The sequence below is a fragment of the Blautia sp. XA-2221 genome (genome assembly GCF_028767025.1).
GTDB lineage: Bacteria > Bacillota > Clostridia > Lachnospirales > Lachnospiraceae > Blautia_A.
Genome location: NZ_JAJQXX010000013.1, coordinates 61,552 through 78,018, shown reverse-complemented (window position 1 = coordinate 78,018; position 16,467 = coordinate 61,552). Strand labels below are relative to the sequence as shown.

Annotated in this window: 17 protein-coding genes, 1 riboswitch and 1 other annotated feature; of the genes, 2 read left to right on the top strand and 15 right to left on the bottom strand. The window is 42.2% G+C overall.

Annotation, left to right across the window (positions count from 1 at the left end; genetic code table 11):
• Positions 1–99 precede the first annotated feature (99 nt).
• The 4 genes from LU279_RS11085 to LU279_RS11075 form a co-directional block, all read right to left on the bottom strand.
• Positions 100–426 (bottom strand): MmcQ/YjbR family DNA-binding protein, encoded by a 327-nt coding sequence (locus tag LU279_RS11085; protein ID WP_274422570.1) that lies wholly within the window; start codon positions 424–426, stop codon positions 100–102.
• A 48-nt stretch (positions 427–474) separates the two neighbouring features.
• Positions 475–780 (bottom strand): prolipoprotein diacylglyceryl transferase family protein, encoded by a 306-nt coding sequence (locus LU279_RS13635; protein ID WP_442870158.1) that lies wholly within the window; start codon positions 778–780, stop codon positions 475–477.
• 117 nt (positions 781–897) lie between these two features.
• Positions 898–1,656 (bottom strand): TraX family protein, encoded by a 759-nt coding sequence (locus LU279_RS11080; RefSeq protein WP_274422569.1) that lies wholly within the window; start codon positions 1,654–1,656, stop codon positions 898–900.
• Positions 1,653–2,429: a 4Fe-4S binding protein gene (locus LU279_RS11075; RefSeq protein ID WP_274422568.1), complete on the bottom strand. Its 777-nt coding sequence runs from the start codon at positions 2,427–2,429 to the stop codon at positions 1,653–1,655. The genes LU279_RS11080 and LU279_RS11075 overlap by 4 nt, the downstream gene beginning before the upstream one ends.
• A 210-nt stretch (positions 2,430–2,639) precedes the next feature.
• On the opposite strand from LU279_RS11075, the gene LU279_RS11070 reads away from it, so the two are divergent.
• Positions 2,640–3,512 (top strand): phosphoribosylaminoimidazolesuccinocarboxamide synthase, encoded by an 873-nt coding sequence (locus LU279_RS11070; protein WP_274422567.1) that lies wholly within the window; start codon positions 2,640–2,642, stop codon positions 3,510–3,512.
• Positions 3,513–3,615: 103 nt separating this feature from the next.
• Here the strand turns inward: LU279_RS11070 and LU279_RS11065 are convergent, their stop codons facing one another.
• The 11 genes from LU279_RS11065 to LU279_RS11015 form a co-directional block, all read right to left on the bottom strand.
• Entirely contained in the window at positions 3,616–4,443 is an 828-nt protein-coding gene (locus LU279_RS11065; protein ID WP_274422566.1) for a TrmH family RNA methyltransferase, read from the bottom strand.
• Positions 4,431–5,174 carry a DNA alkylation repair protein gene (locus tag LU279_RS11060; RefSeq protein ID WP_274422565.1) on the bottom strand — a complete coding sequence of 248 codons (744 nt, stop codon included), beginning with the start codon at positions 5,172–5,174 and terminating at the stop codon, positions 4,431–4,433. Before LU279_RS11060 ends, LU279_RS11065 begins: the two co-directional genes overlap by 13 nt.
• Before the next feature lie 358 nt (positions 5,175–5,532).
• Entirely contained in the window at positions 5,533–6,951 is a 1,419-nt protein-coding gene (locus LU279_RS11055) for an alanine/glycine:cation symporter family protein (protein ID WP_274422564.1), read from the bottom strand.
• 104 nt (positions 6,952–7,055) lie between these two features.
• A riboswitch (glycine riboswitch) is annotated at positions 7,056–7,154 on the bottom strand.
• Positions 7,155–7,304: 150 nt separating this feature from the next.
• On the bottom strand, positions 7,305–8,267 hold the full coding sequence (dapA, locus tag LU279_RS11050) for a 4-hydroxy-tetrahydrodipicolinate synthase (protein WP_274422563.1): 963 nt from the start codon (positions 8,265–8,267) through the stop codon (positions 7,305–7,307).
• Between the two features lie 55 nt (positions 8,268–8,322).
• Positions 8,323–8,541 (bottom strand): hypothetical protein, encoded by a 219-nt coding sequence (locus LU279_RS11045; protein WP_274422562.1) that lies wholly within the window; start codon positions 8,539–8,541, stop codon positions 8,323–8,325.
• 18 nt (positions 8,542–8,559) lie between these two features.
• The gene (locus LU279_RS11040; protein ID WP_274422561.1) at positions 8,560–8,913 is read right to left on the bottom strand and encodes a cyclic-di-AMP receptor; all 354 of its coding nucleotides are present in this window, start codon (positions 8,911–8,913) and stop codon (positions 8,560–8,562) included.
• A 173-nt stretch (positions 8,914–9,086) separates the two neighbouring features.
• Positions 9,087–10,115 (bottom strand): bile acid:sodium symporter family protein, encoded by a 1,029-nt coding sequence (locus LU279_RS11035; protein ID WP_274422560.1) that lies wholly within the window; start codon positions 10,113–10,115, stop codon positions 9,087–9,089.
• Between the two features lie 54 nt (positions 10,116–10,169).
• Positions 10,170–10,398 (bottom strand) — a binding site (T-box leader).
• 176 nt (positions 10,399–10,574) lie between these two features.
• Complete coding sequence (locus tag LU279_RS11030; protein WP_274422559.1) at positions 10,575–12,560, bottom strand: ABC transporter permease; 1,986 nt, start codon at positions 12,558–12,560, stop codon at positions 10,575–10,577.
• Positions 12,557–13,240 carry an ABC transporter ATP-binding protein gene (locus LU279_RS11025; RefSeq protein ID WP_274422558.1) on the bottom strand — a complete coding sequence of 228 codons (684 nt, stop codon included), beginning with the start codon at positions 13,238–13,240 and terminating at the stop codon, positions 12,557–12,559. The genes LU279_RS11030 and LU279_RS11025 overlap by 4 nt, the downstream gene beginning before the upstream one ends.
• Positions 13,241–13,329: 89 nt before the next feature.
• Positions 13,330–14,154, bottom strand: a complete 825-nt coding sequence (locus LU279_RS11020; RefSeq protein ID WP_274422557.1) for a sensor histidine kinase — start codon at positions 14,152–14,154, stop codon at positions 13,330–13,332.
• Positions 14,141–14,800 (bottom strand): response regulator transcription factor, encoded by a 660-nt coding sequence (locus tag LU279_RS11015; RefSeq protein ID WP_274422556.1) that lies wholly within the window; start codon positions 14,798–14,800, stop codon positions 14,141–14,143. Before LU279_RS11015 ends, LU279_RS11020 begins: the two co-directional genes overlap by 14 nt.
• 288 nt (positions 14,801–15,088) lie before the next feature.
• Here LU279_RS11015 and LU279_RS11010 point away from each other — a divergent pair, with 288 nt between their 5' ends.
• Positions 15,089–16,369: an O-acetylhomoserine aminocarboxypropyltransferase/cysteine synthase family protein gene (locus LU279_RS11010; protein WP_274422555.1), complete on the top strand. Its 1,281-nt coding sequence runs from the start codon at positions 15,089–15,091 to the stop codon at positions 16,367–16,369.
• Positions 16,370–16,467 lie beyond the last annotated feature (98 nt).

The window sequence follows — 16,467 nt, the reverse complement described above, 5'->3', positions numbered from 1 at the left end:
GAAAGTGCTTTTACCACCTCTGCATATTGTCCATTATTTCATGATTAAAATTTGCAACCGCATTTTTCCACGGTTGTCCCTCCCGTGTATATTCCATTTCTAAATGACTAAATCATAACTTTCTGCAATCATTCTCTGGATCTCATGTGTTGGTATCGTTCCATCAAGAATCACCGTATTCCAGTGATTCTTATTCTGATGATACCCCGGCACCACAGACGCATATGCATTTCTCCAAAAGTCACGCCACTCCGGATTCACTTTTATATTTATGCACAGTTGTCCATTTCTTTCATAAGTCCATAAAAATGCTTTCTTATTTTTTCTCACCCTTACCAGGATCCAATTCAGATCATGAAATGGAGCGTCTTGATATGTATCTGGGAAAGAAAGGCCATACTCTAATACTTCTTTTCTGGTTTTCATACACTACAGCCTCCAGACTCTAAGCCTGCATCAATGATACTGTCTTTTTCAGAAACTACTTGATTTTGTTCTCGTTGGATTTTGTATTTCCTTTTCTCTTCTTAGCCGAACTCTCTTCAAATGCAGAACCCATACGAGTCCCACACTAAGAAAAAGCGCTATACTAATCCATTGGGATGTGGAAATTCCCAGCCAAAATCCTCTTTCATTTCTATCATACCTAAAAAACTCCAGCAAAAATCTCATCACACTGTAAATGGCTACATACAAATAGATATTGCAGATATTTATTCCCTGTTTTAATACAACACAAAACAATATCAATGCGATTAGAAAATTAATTCCTGCCTCCAAAATAACCTTACTTTATCTTAATTATACCTATTTGTCAATCAGAAACCGCATAAAACACCATTTTCAGACATTTAAGATACACTTTAGAGTTTTCCTGCATTTTATAGGCGTAAATCGTCAGGCAAACAAAAACACTCTCACAAGTCCCAGGATCAGAAGATGCATTGGATAGAACCAGTAGAAAAACCACTTGGAAAAGTTTCTGTGTTTTTCTGACCGTCTGCCATTATAAAATCGCAGGATACAGATGCCAGCTGCCGCCGGACCTGCCATACTCAGAATTGTATGTAATATATTTATTCCCATGGAAGAGTTTCCAGCTTCTCCCAGAAAATTGAAAACGCCAAACACCAAAGTTCCCGTAAGGAACGCTTTTTTTAGCTTTCTGTCATCTCGCCCTGCATTTACAAAAAGAATGGTAAACATCGGAGCCAGAATTGCCCAGTCACAGAACATAGACAGCAGAATCAGTCCTGCAAGGGCAAGACTTTTGCCCAGAGGATTTATCATCTCTCTCATCACCCTGATAATCAGAAAGCACAAAAACAGTGTAAACAGCATGTTCATTCCCACAAATCCTATGATCTTTTCCCCTGTCAGTGCCAGGCAATAGGGAAGCTCCGAGATCACGGCAAACAAAAGCAGTCTTTGTCCATATTTTTTCGAAGATCTGGTATATCCCATTCCCTCCACCAGAAAATAACACATCACAGGAGCAGTAAAATATCCCACAGCAGTGAATAGCTCAGCCAATAAGGTTCCCGGTTCCAGAAAAATAAAAGAAATATGGTTCAAAAGCATGGTAACCATGGCAATATATTTGATGGTATCCCGGTTCATTCCTCTGTTTTGTGTACAATTTCCTTTATCTGTCATGCATTTTCTCCCAGAAACAATTCATTTTCTTTTCTTGTTTCAAACAGCTTTGCCATTTTTTCTTCTACCGCACAAAGAATGTTTCTGTCCAGGCTGCGGGCGTTTTTCGGACAGACTGCGATACAGCGCATACAGGAAATGCATTTCTTTTCATCTACCCTTTCTACATGGTCCGGATCAATGGCTCCAACCGGACAAAGTGCCGCACATCGTCCACAGGAATTACAGTCTTTTCCCAGTTTTGGAATGAAAGAAGTTGTCCCAAGCTCTTTATAAGGATGATTTCCCGGAACATTGAGTTCTCCTGGATTTTCCTGGCTGTCCAGATATTCTCTGATTCTCTGTCCATACTCCCGAAGCTCTTTCTGATCGGTTTCATCCGGTCTTCCCTGTGCAAATCTGTGCATGATAGAATGCTCTGCAATGGCCGCTACTGCCGCTGCCGGAACAAATCCCGCTTCTCTGGCAGCATCCTTCAATTCCATCAGCGTATCCTCATAAGCTCTGTTTCCATAAACACATACAAGAACTGCCCTTGCCTGATTTCCTTTCATCATTCCAAGCCTTTTTACTGCCTCCTGAGGGACTCTTCCCCCAAAAGAAGGTACTGCAATAAAACAGATATCCTGGCTTTTAAATATGTGTTTACTGTAATCTTCCTTTTCCGACAAAAGACTCAGCATCTTTTTCTCGCCGTCCATTGCTTCCATCAGAAGCTCTGTTACCTTGTCTGTTCCCCCTGTAGGGCTGAATGTGATTCCATATACTGTCATAATTACATCCCTCCATATTTTTGTTGGATATTATTATACTGCAAACAAATTCCCTGTTCAATCGGAAGCCTGTTGAATTTCTCCGGTCACTTTGTATTTTTAAAAGAACCAAAAAAGAAGTTTTGAAATTGCTCTTGACAGCAACTGTCAAACAGTGCTACTTTTTACAGGGAAACGAAAAACAAAAATCTAATGATGAGGTGTGAACACATGCAGAATTTAAAACCGATCAAAGAAGGTAAGGTACGCGAGATCTACGATAACGGCGACAGCCTGATCATGGTTGCAACGGACCGCATCAGCTGCTTTGACGTAATCCTGAACAATGAAGTTACCAAAAAAGGTACTGTACTGACACAGATGTCTAAATTCTGGTTTGATATGACAGAAGATATTCTGCCAAACCACATGCTTTCTGTAGACGTAAAGGATATGCCGGAGTTTTTCCGGAACGAAAAATATGACGGAAAATCCATGATGTGCAAAAAGCTGAACATGCTTCCTATCGAATGTATTGTCCGCGGCTATATTACAGGCAGCGGCTGGGCAAGCTATCAGGAAAATGGCACTGTCTGCGGCATCAAACTGCCGGAGGGACTGAAGGAATCTGACAAGCTTCCTGAACCTATCTACACACCATCCACAAAAGCTGAAATCGGAGATCATGACGAAAATATCTCCTTTGAACAGAGCGTTGATCATCTGGAAAAATATTTCCCGGGAAAAGGTCGTGAGCTTGCTGAAAAGCTTCGTGACAATACCATTGCTCTGTACAAAAAATGCGCTGAATACGCACTCAGCAAAGGAATCATCATTGCAGATACAAAATTTGAGTTTGGTCTTGACGAAAACGGAAACATGGTAATCGGTGATGAAATGCTCACACCGGACAGCTCCCGTTTCTGGCCTGCTGACGGATACGAACCGGGACATGGACAGCCTTCTTTTGACAAACAGTTTGCCCGTGACTGGCTGAAAGAAAACAAAGGTCATGACTGGACTCTTCCTCAGGAGATTGTCGACAAAACAATCGACAAATATCTTCAGGCATACGAAATGCTTACAGGAGAAAAACTGAAATAAATTTTACCGGCAAAAAACACTGTAACGGTTCTCTTTTACTGAGCAGCCTTTACAGTGTTTTTCTTATGCATGCTTCTCTCTGTTTTCTGAAGCCTGCCGCATCTTATTTTCTTCTTTTTCCAAGCTCCCAGAAAGCCACCGCACTGGCAGCTGCCACATTCAGAGAATCCACCTGATGGGACATAGGAATTCTCACCGTATAATCGCATCCGGCAATAGTATCAGAAGCCAGACCGTCCCCTTCTGTCCCCATGATCACTGCCAGCTTTTTTTCTGCCTGCAGTTCTGAATCGTCAATGTTTACCGAATCCTCACAAAGAGCCATGGAAACTGTTTTAAATCCCCTATCAGCCAGGCATTTCATTCCCTTTTCCGGCCAGTCTTTTTTTCCAAATTTTGTCCAGGGAATCTGAAACACGGTTCCCATACTGACCCTGGCCGCTCTTCGGTACAGTGGATCACTACATCCTGCTGTCAGAAGAACCGCATCCATATTCAGGGCTGCCGCCGACCGGAAAATTGCTCCAACATTTGTGGGATTTACCACATCTTCCAGAATGACTATGCGCTGTGCTTCGGCGCATATGGCTTCCACAGACGGAAGTTCTTTTCTTTTCATAGCGCACAGCATCCCTCTGGTAAGAGCAAAACCGGTCAGCTGTGTCAAAACATCCTGTGTCGCTGTATAAACCGGAACTTCCGTAAATCTTTCCGTAATCTCTCCTGCCAGTCCTTTTAATTCCTGTTCTTCAGCCAAAAAAGAAACCGGATCATATCCTGCCTGAATAGCTCTCTCGATCACCCTTGGGCTTTCTGCAATAAACAGTCCGGGATTTGGCTCACAGGCTCTCAGAAGCTGTACCTCTGAAAGCCTTGCATACACATCCAGCTCCGGACTCTGAAAATCTTTTATTTCTATTATCTTCTGCATTCGTTTTCCTCTGTCTTATTTTTTTGCACCCGGACTTTTTTCACCTTCAAAGTTCGCAGATAGGCTTTCTGTTCCTGCGTGATCCGATAACTTTCACAGGACTTCTGTATCGCTTTATTGTGAGTCCAGTCATCCAGCCTTTTCTCTTCTATATATGGAAGCGTTTTTTCATACTGTTTTGCCAGAGCTGTAGCAAAATACCAGGCGATCATCATATTTATATAATACTCCTGAGAACGGATACCTGATACAAGTTCCAGATACTCCTCCCTGAAATCTTCATCCAGAAAATGCTGCATCAACATCCCAATCCCATAGCGGACTGTATAAGTTTCATCTGACGTGATCCAGCGCCGCACAGATACCAGTAGCTGCTCTTTATGTTTTTTGAATATTTTAGGCGACATCATGTCGCAGGTAGCCCAATTATCTATATAAGGAAGAAATTTTTCTGTTTCTTCCAGGCATTTTTCAAAATCCCTGATCTGCTCGATCAGAAAAGCGTGAACATTGTTTTCCTCAAAATATTTATGAGGCAGGTCACTGAAAAAACTGCCGATCTCTTCTTCCTTTGCCAGTGTTCTGGCATATTTCCGAAGAATCGGAACCCGGATCCCGATCACAGTATCCTTATCCACAGTGGGCATCAGCTTTGCATGAAAATCCCGGTAAGGAAGGTCCTGCATTTCCAGAAGCTCCTTTCTGATTTTCTCTATCAGATTTTCCCCCATAATCTCCCTCTTTCTATACGTTTCTAAAACTGCAGCACATTTTCTGCAGTTGCTGCTCATGTTCCAAAAAACGGCATTACTCAGAATTTTTCAATATCCGGTTATGGATTCTCTCTAAATTCATCCTGCGTTTTCTATCCGAAGCATGAAATATTTTTATCATACCATAGATATAAGACTCGATGTTCGCATTACTCAGCTTCGTTCCATATCCAGGCATATCTTCTCTCTGGATTCATTAAGTGTTCATATTATACCATGTTCTTTCTTCTGCTCAAAGCATTTTATATCAGAAAAGGCAGATATAAAAGCAGGAACAGTCTCGCCCTACTCCTATATCTGCCGTCAGACAAACGTATCAGTCTCTCTTATGTTTCTGAGCCTTAAAAAAGCTTTTTGTTTCCTTTACTACTACACCACTTAACGCAAACATGGCAATCATATTCGGAATTGCCATCAGGCCGTTAAAGATATCTGCAATGGTCCACACAGCGCTTACTGTCATATAAGGTCCAATGAATACTGCAAAAATATAAAGCCAGCGATAGGCAAGGATTGTTTTTCTGTTCCCTTTTGTAAGATATTCCAGACAGCGTTCACTGTAATAATCCCATCCCAGTATTGTAGTAAAAGCAAAGAACACCAGACACATCATCAATATAAAAGAAGCCACCTGCGGATGAATAGGAAGACCATGCTGAAATGCATAAGTAGTCACCTGTACACCTTCCAAACCTTCCACCTGCCAGGCTCCTGTCAATACAATGGAAAGTCCTGTCATAGTACAGATAACAATCGTATCGATAAAAGTACCTGTCATACTTACAAGTCCCTGACGTACCGGCTCTTTTGTCTGTGCAGCAGCTGCCGCAATAGGTGCGCTTCCAAGTCCCGCCTCATTGGAAAAAATACCTCTGGCAACTCCCTTCTGCATTGCCACAATCATACTTCCCACAACGCCACCGGTTACTGCCGACGGGTTAAAAGCACCGTTAATCACTGTCATAACTGCTGATGGAATTTCTCTGATATTAAATAAAATCAAAGCAATACTGAATCCGAAATAAATAACAGCCATAAACGGTACAATAATCTGGCTGACTGTAGCAATTCTCTGAAGTCCTCCGATCAGGATCGCAGCCACACAAAATGCCAGGATCAATGAAGAAATCACAACTGCCCAGGAATATTCTCCCAGATACGGAATGTTGATACAGCTTGCTTTTTCCGGATCAAAAAAGTTTTGGATCGCACTGGAAATACCATTTACCTGACTGAAGGTTCCAATTCCAAAAAGCCCTACACACACGCCGAAAAAAGCAAACATCTTCCCAAGCCATTTCCATTTGGCTCCCATTCCCCGTTCAATATAATAAAAAGGTCCTCCAAGGCTGTGTCCATCTGATGAAACCACACGGTATTTCACCGCCAGAAGTCCTTCTGCATATTTGGTCGCCATTCCAAAAAAAGCAGCCAAGGTCATCCAGAAAAGCGCTCCCGGGCCTCCTGTACACACTGCGGTTGCCACTCCTACAATATTTCCGGTTCCAATAGTAGCGCTCAGGGCTGTACACAGGGCTGCAAAACTGGAAATTTCACCACGGCCGCCTTCTTCTTTTTTAAACATCCATTTTAATGCCAGCGGTAAATGCCGGATCTGGAGAAGTCCCAGACGTATAGTAAGTAAAATACCCCCTGACATAATCAGGACCATAAGAGGTACACCCCAGACAAAATCATCTACAGTTACAAGGATTTGATTCATCATACTCCACATAGTAAAAGTACTCCTTCTGTATAAAATTTTACAGCCTTGGGATTAAAATAAGATCATTTCTAAAAAGAGATAAAAGACATATAGAAAAAATAGCATATCTTCAGATAGCATACTCTGTCCTTTTGCCTGAGAGATTCAAGACGCATTCTGCATCATTTGCACCTTCGGCCCCTGTAAAAACAGGTGTCTCCAGAGAAACGATCCATCTACAGTTTCTGCCCGAAGCACGGGTACCTGAGAGTTTTACTCCTTCGGTGGGCTAAAAGCCTCTTTCCTGTAGACTTCATCTCGTTATTGCTGTTAATATGCTATAGTATAGCGTTAATTTTTTAATTCGTCAATATTTTTTTATTTTAAACATTTCCACGAAGAACATTTCCTGTACAGGATACATTATGTATTGTAAGAGATCCTGCTTTTATACTGGGATCCAGGAGTCCATGATGTTTTAACGTACGATACAGTCTTTCCGCATTTGTAGGATCCATATTACATAACGGCAGACGACACGGTCCCACATCAAGTCCCATAGCTCTCATTGCCTGTTTTATTGGAATTGGATTCACATCAAAAAACAACGCTTCAATAAGATCCAGATATTCTAACTGCAGATTATCACTTTTTTCCGTATCTCCGTCAAAATAAGCCTGGCAGATTTCATGGGTTTCCCTTGGACAAATATTAGCTAATACAGAGATTACGCCTTTTCCTCCTATAGCAAGCGCTGATGTAATCTGATCGTCATTACCTGAATAAATCGCAAGATCATCTTTACAGAGAGCTGCAATTTTAGCAATTTGTGAAAAGTTTCCACTGGCCTCCTTACATGCTACAATATTATCTATTTCACTTAAACGCTTATAGGTTGCAGGAAATATATTCACTCCTGTTCTTGAAGGAACATTATATAATATAATCGGAATTCCCGATACATCTGCACAGGCTTTAAAATGAAGATAAATTCCTTCCTGAGACGCCTTGTTATAATAAGGTGTGACATGAAGCAATCCATCTGCACCTACCCGCTCACACTCTCTGGAAAGCCATACTGCATGTCTGGTATTATTGCTTCCCGCTCCGGCAATTACCGGAATTTTTCCATTTATCTCCCTGACAGCATATTCTACCAGTTCCAGATGCTCATCATCTGTAAGAGTTGCTCCCTCTCCGGTTGTTCCTGCAATTACAACCGCATCTGCCCCTCCTGCCAGCTGCATATCCAGCATCTTTTTAAATACAGGATAATTGATATTTCCATTTTCTTTCATAGGGGTAACCATGGCAGTTCCCACGCCTTTAAAAATTAATTTTTTCATAATTTCCTCTTTCAATTATCAAAAATAACTTTGGTTTCGCATATAAATACAACTATTAGAAACACATACAGCAAATTCTCCATCCTGCTGCATCCTGTTCCTTACATACCTGTATCTTATATTTTTTTCCATCGATCTGATAGATCAGTTTCTCAGGGTTTCCTATTCTTTCATATTCCCTGCTGTGTTCTCTACAAAAGTGAGCGATAATGTCGCATACTTCTTTATAAGAGGGTTCCTCTTTCCTGAAAATAATAATTTCTTTTTTTATCATAGTACTGCTCCATTTTCATCAGATTCTCTCATAACAACACACATCTACCGCAAAGATTACAGCGCCTCCTACCTCTATTTCTTTCTGCACACCTGAGTACCAGCCTGGAATAAAATTATTACCAGGACCTGCCGAATAAGTAACACATGGAATGTTGTATTTAATCTTATGGCGTTTCCCACAGATATGTTCTATTTTCTTTATTACACACTTGACATTTTCATCCTCTGTACAGATCATCAGTGTAGTATTTCCCCTTTTCAAAAATCCGCCGGTACTGGAAAGCTTCGTTACCTTATATCCATATTTATTAAGTTCTTCGATCACTTTATCTCCATCGTCATCGCTGACTATTGCATAAATTAATTTCATTTTTCTGCCTCCTGTTTCTGTGCATTATAGCATACACTCAATTAAGGACGTATTAAATAACCACTGACAGATATTCAGAAACCATAAATTTCCATTACAAAATATATTTTTTTCAAATAAAACAGGGGCGTGTAAAAAATGAAAAATCATTTTTTACACGCCCCTGAAAACATTCAGTTTTCTGCTGCTACTTCATTTTCGCTCTGTGCTTTTTCTTTTTTCTTATCAAAACCTGCAAACAGTCCTGCAATGAGAGTTCCCGAAATAGAGTGCCATACGCAGGATACCGCGCAGATCACTGCCGACTGAGGAGCGCTTGCAAACTGCGCTGTTGTGGTGGCAAGGTTTGTAGCTAGACCTGCATTCTGCATTCCCACTTCAATAGAAATAGTTCTCTTTTTCGCTGTATTCATTCCTGTAAGCTTACCGGCTCCATAGCCCAGAAGATATCCCAGTCCGTTGTGAAGAAGAACTGCCACAAAAATCACTACGCCGGATGTAAAGAAGTTTGAACCCTGGGAAGAAATAACTCCTCCTACCACACAGGCAAGTCCCAGCACTGCCACACCGGGCATAACCTTCTGAACCTCCTGAAAAGCTTTTTTCTTTCCAAGGAAACGGTTTAAAACAAATCCCAGTCCTACCGGAAGAATTACTGTCTCAATAATGGAAACAAACATTGGAAGTCCTTCCACATTGATCTTGGTTCCACTGGCAAGGAAAGAAACAAGAAGAGGTGTCATAATGGGAGATAACAGGGTGGAAACAGTTGTCATACCCACAGAAAATGCCACATCTCCTCCACACAGATAAGACATGATATTTGAGGAAACACCACCGGGACAACAGCCTACCAGAATCAGTCCCAGGGCAATGGCATCCGGAAGCTGAAGCATTTTGCTGATTCCAAGCGCAAGAAACGGCATGATCAGATACTGGGCTGCCGCGCCAATGCAGATATCAAACGGACGCTGCGCCAGGATTTTAAAATCCTCTGCGGTCAGTGTCAGTCCCATACTGAACATAATAATACCGATGATCATAGACTGACTGGTAAATTTGTTTCCAACCATGTCTGTAAACAGCTGATAGTTTACCCAGCCCATCAGCTGCGGAACCAGAAAAGTAACCACTGCAATTGCAATCACTACCGCAGAAGTATAATCTGATAAGAATTTGCCTGCCTTTTGTAACGTTTTCATAATGCTTCCTCCATTCTTTGCGCAAGCACCAAAAAATCCCCTCCGGCTTCTGCCGGAAGGGACGAATAGAATCCGCGGTACCACCCTGTTTCTGCATAAAACTGCAGCTCTCACGTACTTCATACGTTTTCCCTGTAACGGAGGATTCCGGCATGACTTACTGTTGTTTCAGTCAGCTCCTTCGAGATGATATCCATATTCCCTGGTATATCTGCTTTCACCAAACGCAGACTCTCTGAAATACCATTACGGAACACAGCTTTGTTCTCTTCATTGGATTTCGGTGCTTTATCACATTAATTTATTGTTATGTTAGATATTATAATCCTATTTTTCCAAAAGTCAAGAACTTTTTATTTTTATTACTGTTCTTTTCTTTCCTGCTGCATCCGAAAATACCTCTCCAGCAACCTCCCAAAATAACTGTTATTCCGAAAATAAAATTTAAAGGAACCTCCCTTAAAGAGTCCGTATTGTTTCTATAATATTCTGTTTTTTTAACGTATTCAACGAGACTTTTACCGTACCCCAGATAACCCCAAAAGACACTACGATCGTGATCAGAATGGCTCCCCAGGGCATATGAAAGGAAATAGGAAAAACTCTTTTTACACAGTAACCCATAATAAGAACAAGAACCACTCCCACCGGAAGTCCTGCGATCAGTGCCTTTCCGGAACAGAGGATACTTTCTATATTCAGCATTTTTTCCAGCGACTCTGCAGTAATTCCCACACTTTTCAGAACTGCCAGTTCCCTTGCCCTTATCCTGATCTGGAAGCTGACTGCGCTGATCACATTGAGAATCCCGATCAGTCCCAGCAGGAATACAAACGCATAAATGAAAAAAGCTGCAAGCACAATGGCAATGTTCATAAATTTTGAATAGTCCTCAGCCCCATAGACCCGGGTGACATATCCGGCTTCTGCATACTCCATTCCATTCTGCGGAAAATAATTTTCCAGAACCTGTCTGGCATACTCCATATATCCATTTTCATTCTCCGGCGTAGTCATCCAGTTATATCCTCTTACGTCTCCATAAGGAACAACAATACGGATTGGGTTTGTGTTCGGATACAAAAGCTGCTTCGGAATCTCTTCCAGGCTTAAAACAGCATCAATCTTTATCTCCTTGCTGCTGCCATCTGCTTTTTCCAGTTTCAGAGAGGTAATGGATTCCGGCAGAGGCTCAACGTGTCTTTCTGTTCCGTGATCATTATACTTATAATCGTTCAGCAGCAAAATCCCACCATACTTCACTCCTGCCTGTTGGCACAATTCTCTGTAATGCTTTTTATCCAGTACGATTCTTTCCACATCCAGCAGCATTTCTCCATGCTCTTCTGCAATTTCTTTTTCCAGCGCTTTCTGCATTTCCGTAGTCAGATCCTCAGAACTTAAAGGAGTATCATAAGTTGCATAGTCCACTCCGCTTCCGTATACTTCTGTTCCTTCATATTCTGAAAGTTCTGACAGGATTTCCTCTGCAAGCTCTGAGCTGATGGTCTTTGCATGTTCCTCTCTCCGACCGGTTTCCGGATTGATAGTATATTTACGATTTGCAGAATAGTCAGCCACCACAGAATATCCATAATCAAACGTCATATATTCCTGCACCCCATCTGCAATCTCTTTAAGGCCACTCATGGAAACAAGTAAGATCATACTGGCAGACAGAGCCATAACCGCAGATTTCATCTGTTTTCGATTAGAGGCAACATTCTTACGGGCAAGCTGGTATTCAATCCCCCTTTTTCCGTTAATCTGAATTTTTGTATGAACATTCATGTTCTCTCTGATTTCTCCGCCGTTTCTGAGACAGACAAGCGCTGATACTTTCATGGCCTTTTTTGCCGGAATCATAGCTGCCAGAAAAACTGTACTACCGGAAATCAGAACAGCTGCCAGAAGAGCCACCGGAGAAAAAATAAAGGACAGCTTAAAATTTACCTGCTTGATCATAACTCTTACCAGAGTATTCATCTCTTCCATAAACTGATTTGAAATTCCGATCCCCACAAAGCTGAGAACATACCCCAACACAACACCCAATGGAATTGCCACAACACACAGAAGCAGACATTCATACATTATGGTTTTATATATCTGCTCCTTTGTAGCTCCCACACATTTCAGAGTGCCAAACTGAGCCATCCGTTCATTGGCGCTCATCCTGAAAACATTTGAGATCACGATCACAGACATTGCAATGATCAAAGTCCCCAGAATTACCACCGGCACCAACAAAAGCAGGGTATATGCGCCTCCAAAATCTCCGTAATCCTCCCCCAGGAACCCCTGAACCATGGTATTTCCGCTTACCGCAAAATTAATCACTGCCGTAAGAAGAGCCGTGGATAAGCAGATTGCTGCAATGGTGATCACAGTTCTGGATTTTTTTCGTTTGATCTGGCTGTAAGCCAGTTCGCACAAAATATTCATCCTCGTATCACCTCATCTCTTATGATCCTTCCGTCACTGATTGTAAGGATTCTGTCTGCCTGCAGCGCAATATTTTCATCATGGGTGATCAGGATCAATGTCTGGCCGGCTTTTCGATTTGCAGCCATAAGAAGTTCTATCACTTCCCTTCCTGATCTGCTGTCAAGATTTCCTGTTGGTTCATCCGCCAGAATAAAAGCCGGATCATTAATAAGGGCTCTTCCTACCGACACTCTCTGCTGCTGACCTCCGGAAAGCTGTCCCGGCAAATGTTTTCTCCTGTGGGATAACCCTGTCATTTTCACGATTCTCTCCAGCTTTCCTGCATCCGGTTTTCTCTGATCCAGAAGGCAGGGCAGCATAATATTCTCATCTACGGTCAGATTTGGAATAAGATTATAGAACTGATATACAATGCCAATATTTCTGCGCCTGAAAATTGCCATTTCACTTTCATTCATGTCAAAAATCTTTTTTCCGTCGATCACCACACTGCCGGAGGTGGGACGGTCAATTCCTCCCAGCAGATTCATCAAAGTGGACTTACCGGACCCTGACGCCCCAACAATAGCAACAAATTCGCCTTTTTTTACCTGAAAGCTCACATGGTCAAGAGCAATGACCTGATTTTCTCCGCTGCCATAAATTTTTGTCAGTTCTTTTACTTCCAAGACTTCCATACTTTACCTCTTTTCTCATTTTTCCGGTCATAGCATCTGTCTGACCGCTTTCATATTCATGATAAATAAGAAAAGTGACTCTTCCGTGACTATTTATAAAATTTCATCACAAATGTAGTTCCTTCTTTTTCCATACCGGACTGTACTTCAATTTCCCCATTTTGAGCCCGCATAATAGAAAGAGCCAGAGGCAGGCCGATCCCATATCCATTTTCTTTATGAGTACCCTCAAATCTCCGGAACAATCCCGCAATCTGATCTTTTTTCAGCCCTTTTCCCTGATCTGTAACTGATATCCAGCAATAAATTGGATTTTCTCCTGAGTCCACCAGAATTTCACTGTTTTCGTCCGAACATTCTGAAGCGTTTTTTAAAAGATTGATAAGGGCCTCTGTTGTCCATTTCCTGTCACAGACAAGCTGTATATCCTCCTTTAACTTCACCGTCTGATTTCGGATATCCAATATGATCTCTATGGATTCCATAGCATGATCCAGAAGCTCCCCCACCTGTACCTTATCTTTATGAAAATTTACGTTCATGGAATCGATTTTTGCCATTTTCAGAAGCGCCGTTACCAGCCACTCCATATGCCGCACTTCTTTTTTGATGCAAAAAAGAAATTCTTTCTGTTTTTCCTCCAGGGCATCTTCCATAAGCTCAGTCATCAGAAGAATCGATGAAACCGGCGTTTTTAACTGATGAGAAATATCAGATAAATATTCTGACAGATGTTCTTTTTCTTCTATCGCAGCACTTCTCTGCTCTCGCTCCAGGTTCATCAGTGTATAAATATCATTTTTAAGAATACTCCAGGAACCTTCCTTCTCATCCCTTGGATCAAAACATTCTCCCTCAATGGCTTTCTGGATTCCCTGTGAAAGTTCCAGAATCTCTTTTTTACTGATCCACACGATATCCAATCCCCCTGACTGTTGAAATCTGAACAGCATTTCCCAGCTTTTTCCGCAAACGCTTCACATATACCGTCAGCGTATTATCCTCCACAAAATCTCCACTGATATCCCAGATCCGTTCCAGAAGCTGCTCTCTTGTAAGAAGAATGGATGGATTTTCCGCAAAAATAAGCAGCAGGCGATATTCCAGAGCGGTCAGTGAAATCTGCTGATCTTTTACAAATACTTTTCCTGCTTTTGCATCAATCAAAGCCTCCCCCAGCCTCAGAACCTGCTGTTCCTCTGTTTTTATCTTCAACGTCCTTTTGATCCGGACCATCAGTTCTCTCATCCGAAAAGGTTTCGTAATATAATCAGCAGCGCCGTCTTCCAGCGTCCGGACAATTTCATCCTCATCATCAACCACGGTCAGATAAATTACCTTTGTCTGATCTGTCTGAAGCTTTTGTCCGATTTCTTTCCCCAGCCCGTCCGGAAGCTGCATATCCAGAAGCGCAAGGTCAAAGTGGATATTCTTTATTTTTTCAAAGGCCTGGGAAATTTCTCCACACTGAGTCACAAGATAGCCCTCTTTTTCCAGCGCATAGCTCAGACCCGCCGCAATAGAAGAATCATCCTCCACCATCAATATTTTATAAGCCATAATTCTGTCACCTCTGTTGTTTTAATGGTTTTCAAATCTGCTTCTCCTGCCTCCATTCCGGAACAATACTGCCATTTGCCCGGTATTACTCCATAAAAACATTTTTATCCGATGTGATTACTTTAACATAGATCTTGAAACCCAACAACTACCTATCTTTTTTATCCCTTCTAATTGTCACTGAACCTTTTTTGTGCTATGATAAATCCAGATTATTTCTTCACCTGTTCACAGCGGTGCAATACTGTTCTGCGGACAGAGCTTACATCTCAGAAAGGACTGAACAACATGAGCGATTACAGACTTGAAACCAAATGCCTCCACGCAGGCTACACTCCTTCCAAAGGAGAACCTTGTGCGCTTCCGATTTATCAGAGCACCACTTTTAAATACGACACTACAGATGAAATGGGGCAGCTTTTTGACCTGAAGGCTGAAGGTTACTTCTATACACGACTTCAGAATCCCACCAACGATGCCGTTGCTGCCAAAATTGCCGAGCTGGAGGGCGGTGTTGCAGCGCTTCTCACCTCTTCCGGACAGGCTGCAAACTTCTATGCAGTATTTAATATCTGCGAGGCAGGAGATCACGTGGTAGCTGCTTCCACCATTTACGGCGGAACCTTTAATCTTCTTGCTGTTACCTTCAAAAAACTTGGCATTGACTGTACCTTTGTGGACACAGATGCTTCTGCTGAAGAAATTGCAGCTGCTTTCCGCCCTAACACCAAGGCTCTTTTTGCAGAAACCATTGCCAACCCAGCTCTTGTAGTTCTGGATATTGAAAAATTTGCCAATGTTGCCCATCAGCACGGAGTTCCTCTTATTGTTGACAATACCTTTGCCACTCCTGTCAACTGCCGTCCCTTTGAGTGGGGCGCTGATATTATCACCCACTCCACCACCAAATATATGGACGGTCACGGACTTCAGGTAGGAGGCGCTATCATTGACAGCGGAAACTTTGACTGGGAAGCTTACGGTGACAAATACCACGGTCTTACCCAGCCGGATGAATCCTATCACGGAGTTGTGTATACAAAGCAGTTTGGCAAAAAAGCCTATATCACCAAGGCAACCTCCCAGCTTATGAGAGATCTTGGTTCCATTCCTTCCCCCAACAACTGTTTCCTTCTGAATATCGGACTGGAAACACTTCCTCTCCGTATGGAACGCCACTGCAGTAATGCACAGAAAACAGCGGAATTCCTTGCATCACATGAGAAGGTTTCCAAGGTTATTTACCCGGGACTTCCCGGAGACAAATACCATGCCCTTGCAGAAAAATATCTGCCTAACGGCTCCTGCGGCGTAATCTCCTTTGAGCTGGAAGGCGGACGCGAGGCAGCAGTACGCTTCATGGACAGTCTGGATCTTGCCAATATCTGCACCCATGTTGCAGCATCTAAGACCATGGTTCTCCACCCGGCAAGTCATACTCACCGTCAGATGAAGGATGAACAATTACGGGAGGCCGGCGTTTCCCCGGGAATGATCCGCTTGTCTGTAGGAATTGAACATATTGATGATATTCTTGCTGATATGGAAAAAGCTCTGAAAAACGCCTGAATGATCATATAGTAGCTTTATCAAATACATAAAAAGGCTGATAAGCAATGTTCCATCATAAGAACGCTGTTTATCAGTCTTTTCGTTTTCATAAAAAA